General features: G+C 20.7%; 15 protein-coding genes and 1 pseudogene. 5 read left to right on the top strand and 11 right to left on the bottom strand.

From position 1 onward, the window contains the following. Positions 1-30: 30 nt before the first annotated feature. The 7 genes and pseudogenes from lipA to mnmA form a co-directional block, all read right to left on the bottom strand. Positions 31-888: pseudogene (gene lipA, locus AB4W52_RS00975) on the bottom strand (lipoyl synthase); the annotation flags it as partial. A 101-nt stretch (positions 889-989) separates the two neighbouring features. Beyond that, positions 990-1,658: a lipoyl(octanoyl) transferase LipB gene (gene lipB, locus AB4W52_RS00970; protein ID WP_367675487.1), complete on the bottom strand. Its 669-nt coding sequence runs from the start codon at positions 1,656-1,658 to the stop codon at positions 990-992. A 58-nt stretch (positions 1,659-1,716) separates the two neighbouring features. Beyond that, complete coding sequence (locus AB4W52_RS00965; RefSeq protein WP_367675496.1) at positions 1,717-2,331, bottom strand: YchE family NAAT transporter; 615 nt, start codon at positions 2,329-2,331, stop codon at positions 1,717-1,719. Between the two features lie 178 nt (positions 2,332-2,509). Further along, entirely contained in the window at positions 2,510-4,444 is a 1,935-nt protein-coding gene (locus tag AB4W52_RS00960) for an exoribonuclease II (RefSeq protein ID WP_367675486.1), read from the bottom strand. Between the two features lie 184 nt (positions 4,445-4,628). Next, complete coding sequence (locus AB4W52_RS00955) at positions 4,629-5,399, bottom strand: enoyl-ACP reductase (RefSeq protein WP_367675485.1); 771 nt, start codon at positions 5,397-5,399, stop codon at positions 4,629-4,631. 103 nt (positions 5,400-5,502) lie between these two features. Beyond that, positions 5,503-6,885 carry an adenylosuccinate lyase gene (gene purB, locus AB4W52_RS00950; RefSeq protein WP_367675484.1) on the bottom strand — a complete coding sequence of 461 codons (1,383 nt, stop codon included), beginning with the start codon at positions 6,883-6,885 and terminating at the stop codon, positions 5,503-5,505. A 47-nt stretch (positions 6,886-6,932) separates the two neighbouring features. Then, positions 6,933-8,039: a tRNA 2-thiouridine(34) synthase MnmA gene (mnmA, locus tag AB4W52_RS00945; protein ID WP_367675495.1), complete on the bottom strand. Its 1,107-nt coding sequence runs from the start codon at positions 8,037-8,039 to the stop codon at positions 6,933-6,935. Positions 8,040-8,284: 245 nt separating this feature from the next. On the opposite strand from mnmA, the gene lepA reads away from it, so the two are divergent. The 5 genes from lepA to acpS all read left to right on the top strand — a co-directional run bounded on the left by lepA (position 8,285) and on the right by acpS (position 12,947). After that, complete coding sequence (gene lepA / locus AB4W52_RS00940; RefSeq protein ID WP_367675483.1) at positions 8,285-10,078, top strand: translation elongation factor 4; 1,794 nt, start codon at positions 8,285-8,287, stop codon at positions 10,076-10,078. Between the two features lie 18 nt (positions 10,079-10,096). After that, on the top strand, positions 10,097-10,927 hold the full coding sequence (lepB, locus tag AB4W52_RS00935) for a signal peptidase I (RefSeq protein WP_367675482.1): 831 nt from the start codon (positions 10,097-10,099) through the stop codon (positions 10,925-10,927). 73 nt (positions 10,928-11,000) lie between these two features. After that, a complete protein-coding gene (gene rnc, locus AB4W52_RS00930; protein WP_367675481.1) occupies positions 11,001-11,681 on the top strand; it encodes a ribonuclease III in 681 nt (226 codons plus the stop codon). After that, entirely contained in the window at positions 11,678-12,547 is an 870-nt protein-coding gene (era, locus tag AB4W52_RS00925) for a GTPase Era (protein WP_367675480.1), read from the top strand. The genes rnc and era overlap by 4 nt, the downstream gene beginning before the upstream one ends. Before the next feature lie 22 nt (positions 12,548-12,569). Next, positions 12,570-12,947, top strand: coding sequence for a holo-ACP synthase (acpS, locus tag AB4W52_RS00920; RefSeq protein WP_367675479.1), 378 nt, complete (start codon positions 12,570-12,572; stop codon positions 12,945-12,947). Between the two features lie 12 nt (positions 12,948-12,959). On the opposite strand, the gene tadA is transcribed toward acpS, so the two are convergent. The 4 genes from tadA to gpt form a co-directional block, all read right to left on the bottom strand. After that, a complete protein-coding gene (tadA, locus tag AB4W52_RS00915; protein ID WP_367675478.1) occupies positions 12,960-13,442 on the bottom strand; it encodes a tRNA adenosine(34) deaminase TadA in 483 nt (160 codons plus the stop codon). Positions 13,443-13,463: 21 nt separating this feature from the next. After that, positions 13,464-13,940, bottom strand: coding sequence for an SsrA-binding protein SmpB (smpB, locus tag AB4W52_RS00910; protein WP_367675477.1), 477 nt, complete (start codon positions 13,938-13,940; stop codon positions 13,464-13,466). Between the two features lie 156 nt (positions 13,941-14,096). Beyond that, positions 14,097-14,615 (bottom strand): nucleotide exchange factor GrpE, encoded by a 519-nt coding sequence (locus tag AB4W52_RS00905; RefSeq protein WP_367675476.1) that lies wholly within the window; start codon positions 14,613-14,615, stop codon positions 14,097-14,099. 59 nt (positions 14,616-14,674) lie between these two features. Further along, a complete protein-coding gene (gene gpt, locus AB4W52_RS00900) occupies positions 14,675-15,139 on the bottom strand; it encodes a xanthine phosphoribosyltransferase (RefSeq protein ID WP_367675475.1) in 465 nt (154 codons plus the stop codon). Positions 15,140-15,198 lie beyond the last annotated feature (59 nt).

Raw genomic sequence — 15,198 nt, 5'->3', positions numbered from 1 at the left:
AAAAAAAAAATAAAGAAAAAATAAAAAATATTAACAAGAACTTTTTATATATTGATTTTTTGCATGATATGAAGATCGTACTAAAGGACCACAAAAAACATTTTTAAAACCTATAGATAAAGCTTTTTTTTTTATTTTATCAAATTCTAAGGAATTTAAATATCTTTTGACTGGAAAATGATCTTTACTAGGTTGAAGATACTGCCCAATAGTTAACATAGAAACTCCATTATTATAAAGATCTTTCATAACTTGAAAAATTTCTTTATTAGTTTCACCTAAACCTACCATTAACCCCGATTTAGTTGGAATCTTAGGAAAAGTCTTATGAAAATCATATAATAATTTTAAAGAATTTATATAATTTGCTCCTGGACGAATTAAATTATATAATCTAGGAACATTTTCTATATTATGATTAAAAATATCTGGTAAATTTTTTCCTATAATTTTCAACGCAATATTAGTTTTTTTACGAAAATCAGGAACTAAGATTTCAATTTTTATATTTTTTATCTTTCTAATTTTTTTAATACATTTTGAAAATTGAGAAGAACCACCATCTTTTAAATCATCACGATTAACTGAAGTGATAACTACATATTTTAAATTCATATTTAAAATAACATGAGCTAATCTCTGAGGTTCATATTTATCCACATTCAAAGGTCTTCCCTTATTAACAGCACAAAATGGACATTTTCTTGTACAAATTGAACCTAAAATCATAAAAGTAGCTGTTTTATTATTAAAACATTCATTTAAATTTGGACATTGAGCTTCCTCACAAACAGTATTTAAAGAATATTTTCGCAAAACATCTTTAATTTTTTTAACTCGTGAAGAATCAGAAGGTAATTTTATTTTTATCCAATTTGGTTTATTTAACATATAAAAGATCTCAGATTAAAATTTATATCATAAAAATATTTTTCAAACATATATTATTTTACAAATAATTAATTTTTTATAAAATAAAAAAATATATTTTAATATATACCTATTTCATCAAAAATATTATATGAAGATTTATACACTGCTGCTTTATATTTAAAAATTTTTAAAAAAAAATCGATAAATTTTTCTCTAAAAATATCCATTGTTATTTCAGAATTTATTTCATTTAAATTAATCATTTTTACAAATTTATTACCACAAGGATATATATATTTATAATATTTTAAATTTGTATTAATATTAAATGCAATTCCATGTAAAGAGCAATTTTTCTTAATCCGTAATCCAATAGAACAAAATTTTTTTTTATTAATATAAACTCCAGGAGATTTTGGAACATTGTATGCAAAAATAGAAAAAAAATTTAATGTTTGAATCACTATTTTTTCTATGAAAAAAATGAAATTTTGAATTTTTATTTTACTTAACTTAAGATTAATTAAGATATACACTAATTGCTGACCAGGACCATGGTATGTAATTTTTCCTCCTCTATCAGATTTTACAACCGGAATATTAAAACATTTTTTAATAATATTTTTATTGTTTTCAGATAACCCTTTAGTAAAAATAGAATAATGTTCAGTAAACCACAATTCATCTATAGTCTTTTCAGAACGTAATTCTGTAAAACGATGCATCGCACTAAATGTTTGATTCCAATCTGTAATTCCTAAGTTTCGAATATAAATTTTTTTCATAAATTATTTAATTAAATTTTCAAAAAATAAAAAAAATACTAAAAAGATAAAAAAATCTTTACACTATTAATTCCATACCAGATAAAATAAATTCAACACCTAAAGATAATAACAAAATCCCTGTAATTTTTGTAATAACATTAATTCCAATATTACCTAAAATTTTTATAAAAAAAGGTGATAATCTAAAAATAAAATAGCACAAGCAGAAAAAAATAATAATTGTTATAATACATAAAAAAGTATTTAAAAAATTTGTATTTTGAGTACCCCATAATATTGTTGAACTAATCGTTCCTGGGCCTGCAATTAAAGGAATTGCTAATGGTATTACACTAATATCTGAAACATTTTTTTTTTCTTGAATTTTATTTTCTTTGATCAATTTTTTATTATTAATCATTGAGATGGAAATAAAACAAATTAAAATTCCTCCAGAAATTCGAAATGCAGCAATAGAAACTCCAAAAAAATTTAAAATAATTTTTCCTAAAATTAAAGACAAACACAAAATAATACAAGCAGAAAAATTTGCAATAAAATTAATATTTTCTCGTTCTATATGAGAAAAACTATTTGTGATACTTATAAAAACAGGTATTAAACCTATTGGATTAACTAAAACAAATAAATTAACAAAAAATTTTAAATAATTTAAATAATCAAAATGCATTATATTCACATATATTCCTTGTATATGAAAATTTATAAATATTTATAAATAAAAATCATGAAATATCTATAATTACTAAATTAATAAAAAATTATTAATATAATTTTTTAAAAAATATTTTATTTTATTAAAAGATAATATTAAAAATTTATTTATTATTTAAAAATTTATTTTTTTATTATATAATTGTTTTAGCGATAATACTTCTTTTATCCATTCTTATATCTATTAATTGTATTTTTATAACATCTGTTGTTCTAAATAATATTTTTTCTTTAATAGAAATTATACCTTCATCTTTATTTAAAATTATCTCTGAAGGAATATTATGAATAAAAGATTTAGGAATAAAAACGTTTGCACCGTTCTCTAAAATTTTCGCTCTAATCCCTCCTCTTAAAACATCAAAAATTTCTGCATCAAATATTTTTTTATCAAAATTATTTTTTTTAAAATATTTTAGATACAAAAAATCTTCTATTTCACGTTCTGAAAGTCTATGTCTACGTCTTTGATCAGAAATTTTTTTTAAAATTTTATTTTTAATAAATATTGGATTTTTATTTAAAATAATAGATTTCAGAAATCTATGATTAATAATATCTCCATACTTTCGAATAGGAGAAGTCCATGTTGCATACTTTTCTAAACCAAGAGCAAAATGTGGATTAGGAACTAAACTCATTTCACTAAAAGATTGAAATTTTTTTATCCGATTACTTAAATATTTATATTTTTTTTTCTTTAATAATCTATATAATTTACAGAAACCTTCTAAAGTAAGTAATTCTTCAGGTTCAATAAAAATATTATTTTTTTTTAACAATACAGAAACATTATGAGCATGAGAAATATCAAAACCAGCATGATTATTATATAATCCAAAACCTACTTTTTTAGATAAAAAATTTGCAGCCACAAAATTAGCAGATATCATACATTCCTCTACTATTCTATGAGCAATTCTTCTATCATCAGCAGAAATTTTTAAAATCTCACAATTTCGAGATAAGTGAAATTTATATTCTTTCCTTTCTGGGAAAATTAATGCATTTTTTTTTCTCCATTGCATTCGAGCAAGGCATAATTTATGTAATAACAATAATTGTTTTTCAATTTCGATGTTTGAAGAATGCAACGAATCTTTTTTTTCCAACCAGTCCGAAACATTTTTATATGATAATTTTGCTTGAGATTTAATCCATGCCATAAAAAATTTATTTTTATTTTGAATTTCTCCTTTTTCTGTAATATAAATTTTACATGCTAATACAGGTCTTTTTTCATTTGGTTTTAAAGAACATAAATCTTCAGATAAAATTCTTGGTAACATAGGAACATTGAATCCAGGCAAATAATTTGTAAAACCTCTTTGAGAGGCAATATGATCTAATTGACTTTTAGAACTAACAAAAGAAGTCGTATCAGATATTGCAACTATTAATTCAAAAGATTTTTTTTTGTTTTTTTTAACAAATAATGCATCATCAATATCCCTTGTATTACTACTATCAATAGTGAGAAATGGAAAACTAGTTAAATCTTTTCTTTGATAAGAAGAACAAGAAATATTATCTAAATTTACTTTTGGTTCATCTTTTTTTAAATTATATTTAGTTAAAGTTACCCACCATTGAGAAAATGGATCTTCTTTTTTTGCAATAAATTTAATTAACTCAGCATGAAAAAAATTATTATTTTTTAATTTATGTTCAGTTAACTCTGCTAAAAACCAATCTCCTGATTCAAAATTTATTAAATCTTCTTTTAAAAAAGTACAAGGTATATACTCATGTAAAAAAGGATAATCTGGAATAATAAAAAATTTTTTATTGAATATTTTTAATTTTCCAACAAAAATAGTTAAAAAAGACTCTATCAATTTTTCAGGAATCACAATCTCTCTATTTTTAGAAAATCCTATTTTTGCAATTATTTTATCTCCATGTAAAACTTTTTTTATTTTTTTAGGAGGAATAAAGTAACTATTTTGAGCATCTATTTCTAAAAATCCAAAACCTTTTTCAGATTTTTTAACTATTCCTTCCACTCTTTTTATATTTACTTTAAACTTTTTTTTCAGTTGTATTAAAACATTATTGTCATGAAACATAATTATTTTACCTAAAATACTATATCAAAAATTTTTTTTAATAAAATTTATAAAATATATCTATAAATATATATAAATATTTTCAATAAAAAATATATAAAATTAATATACTATGATTTTAATAAAAGACCAAACTTATATTAATATGTAAAATAATAATGTTTCTCATTTATTATCTAATAATTTAAGATACACCTAGAATATTAAATCCTCCATCTACATATAAAATTTGCCCTGTAATTCCTGAAGATAAATCACTCATTAAAAATGATGCCGCATTACCAATTTCATCAATAGAAATATTTCTTTTTAAAGGAGATTTTTTTTTATAAATAGATAAAATTTTTTTAAAATTATCCATTCCATAAGAAGAGATAGTTCGTATTGGTCCCGAAGAAATAGCATTGACTCTTATTTTAGGGCCTAATGAATAAGACATATACCTAACATTGGATTCTAATGAAGCTTTAGCTAATCCCATGAAATTATAACCTTGAACAAATCTCTTTGAACCTAAATAAGACAAAGTTAATAAACTTGAATTATTATTTAAATGCTTTCTAAAATATTTTGCTAAAGCAACAAAACTATATGAACTAATTTCATGAGATTGATTAAAAGCTTTACGGTTAATACAATTTATATAATTTTTATTAAAATATTTTTTTTTTAAAAAAGCAATAGAATGAACGATTCCATCAAATTTTTTCCATTTTTTTTTCAAATTTATCGATAAATTTTTTATTTCTAAATCATTTTTAAAATTACATTTTAAAAAGATATTAGAATTAAATTTTTTTGTTATAGATTTAATTTTGTTTTTATATTTCTCTTCTTTATATGAAAATGCTAACTCTGCTCCATATTTCTTCATGGATTTTGCTATTCCATATGCAATAGAAAATTTGTTATATAAACCAACAATCAAAATTTTTTTTTTAAATAAAAAATTCATATTTTTTTAAACCTATAAAACATTATCTTGGAATCTTAAAATTTTATATTTTATAAAAATAGTAAAAGAAAATATAAAAAATAAAAATTTTTTTAATAAAAAATTAATACTTGTATAATTTAATTTTTTTTGCAAGATCAATAGAATAACCAACATAATTTAAAGGAGTAAGATTATATAATCTATTTTTCTCTGAATCAGAAATATCCAATTTTTTAATAAATTTTTTTATAATTTTAAAATTGACTTTTTTTCCTCTAAATAATTTTTTGACTTTTTCATAAGAATTTTTAATTCCATTTTTTTTCATAATAACTTGTATTGGTTCTAATAAAACTTGCCAATTTTTTTTTAAATCTTTTAATAAATATTTTTTATAAATTTTTATTTTTTTTATTCCAGATAATGTAAAATAATAACTAATTAAAGAATATGATATAATACTTCCTAAATTTCTCAAAACAGTAGAATCACTTAAATCTCTTTGCCACCGTGAAATCGGTAATTTAGAAGAAAAATGCTGTATTAATGTATTAGAAATTCCTAAATTTCCTTCAGAATTTTCAAAATCAATTGGATTAACTTTATGAGGCATAGTTGAAGATCCTGTTTCTTCTATATTTATTTTTTGAATAAAATATTTTAAAGAAATATATCCCCAAATATCTCTATTAAAATCTATTAAAATGACATTAAATCTTAAAATACATAAAAAAAATTCTGAAATATAATCATGAGATTCAATTTGAGTTGTATAAGGATTCCAATAAATATTTAATGACTTTACAAAATTATGATTTATTTCTTCCCAATTTAAATTTGGATATGCAAAAACGTGGGCGTTATAGTTTCCAACTGCACCATTAAATTTCCCTAATATTTTAATTTTTTTCAATTGTTTAATTTGTCGTTTAAATCTATAAGAAAAATTAGCCATCTCTTTTCCCATAGTTGAAGGAGTTGCTGGTTGACCATGTGTTCGAGATAAAATAACATCTTTTCTATATTTATTAGCCATATTATCCATTTCTTGAATAATTTTTTTCCAATATGGAAGAATATATTTTTCTTTTGCTTTTTTTAACATTAAAGCATAAGCTAAATTATTAATATCTTCAGATGTACATGAAAAATGAATAAATTCTGCAATTTTTTTTGAATTCTTTATTTTTTTTATTTTTTTTTTTAAAAATAAAATAATTGCTTGTAAATCATGATTTGTTTTCTTTTCAATATTTTTTATTTTTTTTGCATCATGTAAATTAAATTTTTTAATAATTTTATTTAAAACTTCATAAGTATTTTCATTAAATATATTTAATTCTATAATTTCTGGAATATTAGACAAATATTTCAACCAAAAAACTTCTACAATTACTCTGTATTTAATAAATCCATATTCACTAAAAATTTTACTTACACCTTGAGTAATTTTCTTATAACGTCCGTCCAATGGAGAAATAGATTTTAAATATAAAGATTGCATTGTACTCGCCTTATTTTATGTAAAAAAATATTTTATACAATTTAAATCTAAAAAATTTTTTTTATTGGAATATTTTTAAAAATCATACCTCCACCTAAACAAATGTTTTTTAAATAAAAAACTGCAGATTGTCCAGGAGTAACTGAAGAAATTAAAGTATCAAAAATCACTTTAAAATAATTTTTTTTCTTTTTTTGTATTATACAATTATGTTCTTTTTGTAAATATCTAGTTTTAACAGTGCATCGTAAAGGTAAAATAATTAATTTTTTATTAATCCAATTTACTTGATTCATATATAAACCTATTGATAATAAATAAATATTATTATAACCTTGAGCAACAATTAACCAATTTTTTTTGATATCTTTACCCACAACATACCAAGGTAAATTAGAAAAATCTTTTAATCCTCCTATCTTTAATCCTTTACGTTGACCTAATGTATAATGAAATAAACCAGAATGATAACCAATAATTCTTTTTTTAACAGTTACAATAAATCCTGGATTAGCAGGAAAATATTTATCTAGAAAATTATTATAAAATTTAGGTTGAATAAAACATATTCCAGTAGAATCTTTTTTGTTATATACAGATAATTTTAATTTTTTTGCTATTTTTCTTACTTTTTTTTTTTGAAAATATCCTAAAGGAAATAAAATTTTTTTTAACTGTTTTTGTTTTAAAGTATATAAAAAATAACTTTGATCTTTGGTTAAATCTTTTCCTTTTAATAAATTAAACATATTTTTTTGAAAAAAATTTATAGAATAATGACCTGTAGATATATAATCAGCTTTTAAATATTTTATAGAATATTTTAAAAAATAATTAAATTTAATTTTTTTATTACATAAAATATCTGGATTAGGTGTTCTTCCTTTTTTATGTTCAGATAAAAATTTTTTAAAAACATCATTCCAATATTCCAATGAAAAATTTATTGTATGTAAATGAATATCTAATTTTTTACAAACAGATTTTGCATCCTTTAAATCTTTTTGAGAATGACAATATTCCAAATCATCCTCTTCTTCCCAATTTTTCATAAATAATCCTTCTACATGATAATTTTTTTTTAATAAAAATGCAGATACAGAAGAATCAACACCTCCAGACATGGCTACAATAACTTTTTTTTTCAACAAAATTTTTCCTTTATTAATTAAGAAAATCTAAAACTTACTTTTTTTCTTATTATAAATTATGATATATTTAATATTTCTAGTTAACAAAATAAAATATAAAATTAAATAAAAATATTATAATATAAATTATAAAAAATGTTTATTTTATAATATAAAAATTAAAAAATACTTTAATATATTATTTTTTTAAAATATCTATAAAAATTCTTTATGATTATGAATTTAAACTTTTTTTATGGTATATAAAATTGAATGAAAAAATTAGAAATTTTTCTATTATTGCTCATATAGATCATGGAAAATCTACTCTTGCTGATAGATTAATTCAAATTTGTGGAAATTTAACTAAAAGAGAAATTTCTCCTTGCATGCTAGATACTATGGATATAGAAAAAGAAAGAGGTATTACAATAAAAGCGCAAACAGTCACAACAAGTTATACAGCAAAAAATGGTAAAAAATATAATTTAAATTTTATTGATACTCCAGGTCATGTAAATTTTTCTTACGAAGTTGAAAGATCTTTATCTGCTTGTGAAGGAGCATTATTAGTAATTGATGCAACTCAAGGGATAGAAGCACAAACTCTGACAAATTGTTATACTGCTTTAGATATGAATATAAAAATTTTACCAGTCATTAATAAAATTGATTTACCGCATGCAAATATTAATAGAATTAATGAAGATATAGAAGATATTATTGGAATTTCTTCTAAAAATTCTATATCATGTTCTGCAAAAACTGGATTTGGAGTAAAAAATTTATTAGAAAAAATTATCCATAAAATACCACATCCATCTGGAAAAAAACATAATCCATTACAAGCAATTATTATTGATTCATGGTTTGATAATTATTTAGGAGTAGTCTGTTTAATCAGAATTAAAAATGGATTTTTAAAAAAAGGTTCAAAAATTCAAATAATGAGTTCAAAAAAAATATATAAAATAGAAAAATTAGGAATTTTTACACCCAAACAAATTTCTTTAAAAGAATTAACATGTGGAGAAGTAGGATGGATTATTTGTGGTATTAAAAATATCTCAGCTGCTCCTGTAGGAGATACATTAACAACAGAAAGCAAACCATGTGAAAAACCACTTCCAGGATTTAAAAAAATTAAACCTCAAATCTATGCCGGATTATACACAATAGATTCTAGTCAATATAAAAATTTTAGAGATGCATTAGGGAAATTAAGTTTAAATGATTCATCATTATTTTATGAACCTGAAAATTCCCATGCTCTTGGTTTTGGTTTTAAATGTGGATTTTTAGGAATGTTACATATGGAAATTGTACAAGAAAGATTAGAAAGAGAATATAATCTTAATTTAATCTCTACTCCTCCTACAGTAATTTATGAAATAAAAATGATTAAACAGAAAAAAAAAATTTATATTAATTCCCCGGTAGATTTTCCATCAAAAGAAAAATATAAAGAAATACGTGAACCAATAGCAGAATGTATTATTTTATTACCTCAAAAATATATTGGAAATATTATTTCCTTATGTGTACAAAAAAGAGGAATACAAAAAAAAATGGTTTATCATAAGCATCAAATTTCATTAACATATGATATTCCAATGGCAGAAATTGTCTTAAATTTTTTTGATCAAATCAAATCGATTTCTAGTGGTTATGCATCTTTAGAATATAAATTTAAAAAATTTCAAAAATCTGATTTAGTTTGTTTAAACATTTTATTAAATTCTGAAAAAATTGATGCGTTATCTGTAATAATACATCAAGACTGTTGTCAAAAAAAAGGAAGAGAAATAGTTGAAAAAATGAAAAAAATTATACCAAGACAACAATTTAATATTTCAATTCAAGCATCAGTGAAAAACAAAATTATTGCACGAACAACAGTAAAACAATTACGAAAAAATGTTTTATCTAAATGTTATGGAGGAGATATATCTAGAAAAAAAAAACTCTTACAAAAACAAAAATTAGGTAAAAAAAAAATGAAAAAAATTGGAAAAATTAAATTACCTAAAAAAGCATTTTTTTCTCTTTTAAACATTAATTAAATTAATAATAAGGAAAATATGTACAATATTTTTATAGCTTTTTCTACTATTATCATGATTATTATGGGAACATGTTGGATTATAGAAAAATTCCAGAATTTATATAATTTATCTACATTGAAAGAAAAAGAATACTTAATTTATAATTATAAAAAACAAAATTCAGTTCTTAATATTTTTCCTATTTTATTTATTATATTCTTTACACGAGTATTTTTATTTGAACCATGTAGCATTCCATCTATCTCTATGATGCCAACACTTCTCGTTGGAGATTTCATTATTGTCAATAAATTTGCATATAATGTCAGAAATCCTTTAACAAATAAAATTTTATTCCAAATAAGTTCTCCTAAAAGAGGAGATATTTGCGTTTTTCAATATCCTAAAAACAAAGATTTAAAATATATTAAAAGAGTAATTGGATTACCTGGAGATATTGTGCAATATAAAATTTCTCAAAAAGAAATATCTATTACAAAAAAATCTCTTGATGAAGAAAAAATTCAATATAAAACAATTGAAAAGAAAAATCAAAAAGAATATATAAAAGAAGAAATTATAAATAATAAACATTATACTATTTGTATTTCTATACTTTCTAACGACGAAAAAAATGCTTACTATAAACAAAAAAACATGAAAATCGGAACTTGGCAAGTCCCAAAAAATTGTTATTTTGTTTTAGGTGATAACAGAGACAACAGTTTTGATAGCCGTTATTGGGGTTTTGTACCTGAAGAAAATTTAATAGGAAAAGCAAGTATAATTTGGTTTAGTTTTGAACAAAATACAAATGAGTTTCCAACAGGAATAAGATTTAATAGAATAGGAACAATTCTATATTAAGATTAAAAAAATAAAGATAATAAAAAACTCTTTAAATAAAATTTAATTGTAAAAAAAATAAAATTGGTCAATCATGGATTCTATTGAAACAAAAAAAGTACAAAAAATATTAGGATATGTATATACAAAAAAATCACTTTTAAAACAAGCTTTAACACATAGAAGTTCTAGCGTAAATCATAACGAAAGGCTAGAATTTTTAGGAGATTCTATTTTAAGTTTTGTGATTGCGCATGCTTTATATAAATTTTTTCCTCATGTTAACGAAGGAGATATGAGTAGAATGCGTGCTACTTTAGTTAGAGGTCATACATTAGCTGAAATAGCTTACGAATTTGATTTAGGAGAATATTTAAAATTAGGACAAGGTGAATTAAAAAGTGGAGGATTTAAAAGAGAATCAATATTAGCAAATACTATAGAAGCTATTATTGGAAGTATCTTTTTGGATAGTAATATTAAAACAGTAGAAAAACTTATATTAAAATGGTATAAAAAAAGATTAGCAAAAATTAGCCCAGGTGATACACAAAAAGATTCAAAAACACGATTACAAGAATATTTACAATCAAAACATTTACCTTTACCAACATATAAAGTTGTACAAGTATATGGAGAAGCGCATAACCAATTATTTACAATTCAATGTAAAATACTTAATATTTCTGAAAATTTAATTGGTATTGGTTCTAGTAGAAGAAAAGCAGAACAACATGCTGCTCAATATGCATTAAAAAAATTAGGAATCGAGTGAATATAAATAAAAAATATTGTGGTGAAATTCTAATTATAGGAGAACACAACACAGGGAAATCTACATTAATGAATAAATTAATTGAAAAAAAAGTTTCAATTACTTCAAAAAAAAAAAATACAACACAAAAAAATATTTTAGGAATACAAACTACTAAAAATTATCAATTCATATATATTGATACACCTGGATTTAAAAAAAATAATGACGGAAAAAAATTTTTAATAAAATTAAATATAGAAGAAAAAATAAAAAAAAAATTAAAAATAATAATTCTAGTACTTGATAAAATTTTTTGGAGTAATAATATAAAAATAATTACTAATTTTTTTAAAAAAAAAAAAATAAATCTTATAATTGCTTTAAACAAAATTGATAAAATAAAAAAAAAAGAAATTCTCTTACCATTTATGAAAATTATTCATGAAAAATCTTACTTTAAAGAAATTATACCTGTTTCAGCGAAAACAGGAGAAAATATTCATATTCTAAAGAAAGAAATTAAAAAATATCTACCTCAAAAAGAACATAATTTTAATAAAAATACACATGAAAATTCCTCTATAGAATTTAAAATATATGAAATTTTTAGAGAAAAAATTATGAGAAATTTTGGAGATGAATTACCGTATACAACAAATATAAAAATATATTCTATAAAAAAAAATAAATTTGGAGAAATAATTATAAAATCTATTATTTATATAATGCATAAAAGACAAAAAAAAATATTTATTGGAAAAAAAGGAAATAAAATAAAATTATTAAATATTTTAATTAAAAAAGATTTAGAAAAAATTTTTAAAAAGAAAATACATTTATATATATGGATTAAACATAAAAAAAATAATTTAAAAAAAATATAAAACTCTTTTAATTTAATAAAAAATGAAAATGATAGGTGTTGGAATTGATATATTAAAAATAAAACGTTTAAAAAAAATTATAAAAAATTATGAAAAAATATTTTTAAAAAAAATTTTAACTAACATAGAAAGACTAAAATATAAAAAAAGTAAAAGAAAAATAAATTTTTTAGCAAAACGTTTTGTAATAAAAGAAGCAGCATGCAAAGCAATTGGAATAGGAATGAGAAAAGGAATATCATTTAAAACTATTGAAGTATACAAAAATAAATTTAATCAACCTAAAATAAATTTTCATAAAAATATTTTAGTTAATGAAATTTTATTAAAAATTAAAAAATCTCATGTTAGCTTTACAAGTGAAAAAAAATACGTACAAGCAATTGTGATTTTAGAATAAAAACAATTTTTTTTAAAAAACATTGTTTCTTTTATTTAAAAAAAAATTTTTTAATAAACTTGAACATTCTTTTTGTAAAATATTTCTTATAACTTTAATTTTAAATTTTTTATTATTAAAAATAAATTCATTCATATATAACAAATTACTTTTTTTTTTTTTACTTGTTCCAATTACTAATGTTTTAATTCTACTATTTAAAATTGCTCCTAAACACATTAAACAAGGTTCCAAAGTAACATATAAAGTAGAATTTAATAATCTATAATTTTTTAAATATTTTCCACCATTTCTCAATGCTATAATTTCTGCGTGACTCGTTGGATCATGATCTTTAATAGAATGATTCCAACCTATTCCAATAATTTTATTTTTTTGTATTAATATTGAACCAATAGGAACTTCTTTTTCATAAAACGCAACTTTTGCAAAAAATAAAGCAATTTTCATCCAATATTCTTTTTTTTTTTTGTAATATTTTTTTTTATTTCCCATAAAAAAAAAGATCCTTTGTTTTTAAATTTTAAATCTTTTAGATATACGAGACAACTCTTTTTTTAAAGTTTTATTTTTCTTTTCATTTCTTTTATCATACAATTTTTTTCCTAATGCTAAACCTATTTCAATTTTGCAAAAAGAATTTTTCCAAAAAATAGATATTGGGATAATTGTATATCTGTTATTTTTATTAATTTCATTTAAAATAAAGTATATTTCTTTTTTTAAAAGTAGTAACTTTCTATTTCTAGTCAAATCTCTTGAAATATTAAAAAAAGAAGCATGTGGTAATGGTTGTATCTCGCAATTTAATAAATAAACTTCATGAGAACGTACAATAACATAACTTTTACTGATATTAATTTTTCTTTGACGTATAGATTTTACTTCCCATCCTTGTAAAGAAATACCTGCAATAAAACGTTTTTTAATAAAGAAATTAAATTTAGCTTTTTTATTAATAGATATAATTTTTTTATTATTTTTTTTTATCATAACTATATTACATAAAATATATATAAAATAACTAAAAAATTAAAGATATTTTCACATTAATATCTAAAATTCATATTTTTTTTAAAAGTCTTGATAAAGTACGTCAAGACTTATATAATTTATATTTTAAAAATATAAAAGAAGAAATTAAATTTATTAATTTGAAACAGAAACCATTGCTGCACGTAATAATCGATTATGTAGAAAATATCCTTTTTGAAAAATTTCTATAACATAATTTTTTTTAATAGAACTAGATTTTTTTAAAAACATTGCTTGATGTATAGATGGATCAAAAATAACATTTTTTTTTTTAATAACAGTAACACCATTTTCAGAAAGAACGTTTAAAAAAAAAATATTATTTTTTAATAGTTTTTTCGAAATCTTATGAATATTATTTTTAGACTTAGAAATAGTTTTAAAAGCCATATCTAAACTATCTAATATAGGTAATAAAGAAGAAATAATTTTTTCTAAAGAAAATTTATATATTAAATTAGTTTCTTTAATTAATCTTAATTTTATTTTATTATAATATTTTTTATCATTCATATTTATAGACATAAATTTTTTTTCTAAAGATAAAAGATCAGATTTTAAAGATTTTATTATTTTATTTTTTTTTAGTAACTGATCATTTCTTTTAAGATTTTTATTTTCTTTCAAAACCATATTATTGACCTTAATGTGTTTTTTATAAGATAATAAAAATTAGATTAATAAAAAAATATTTAAAAATCTTTTATTAAAGGATTCTGATAATCAAAAAACATATCCCAAGGTTGTTCAATCCAAATATCTTGAGGGATATCTATAACATAATTATCTACAAATGAAGCGCCTAATGGTTTAGCAAAAATTGTAACAAAATATGCTTTTGGATACATTCTACGAATATATTTTGCAGTTCTTCCTGTATCCACTAAATCATCTACAATTAAAATATTTTCTCCACTACTTTTAATTTTTTTAATAACTTGCATCTTTTTTGAAATTCTATTATTATAACTCGATATACATAATGTATCAACATATCTAATACATAACTCACGTGATAAAATAGAACAAGGAACTAATCCACCTCGACTCACTGCAAATATTCCTTTCCATTTTTTTTTTTTTTTATATAAACGCCAAGCCAAAGTTTTAGTATGTATATGTAAAATATCCCAAGTAACAATATATTTTTTTTTCATAAAATTTTAAAATAATTTCCAAAAAATCTTTTCTAGAAAAAATAAAACCTTTTTTTTTT

Origin of the sequence: Buchnera aphidicola (Chaetosiphella stipae setosa) (genome assembly GCF_964059095.1) — a bacterium.
GTDB lineage: Bacteria > Pseudomonadota > Gammaproteobacteria > Enterobacterales > Enterobacteriaceae > Buchnera_J > Buchnera_J aphidicola_BP.
The sequence above is the reverse complement of the archived record's forward strand: the minus strand, read 5'-3'. Positions and strand labels throughout refer to the sequence as shown.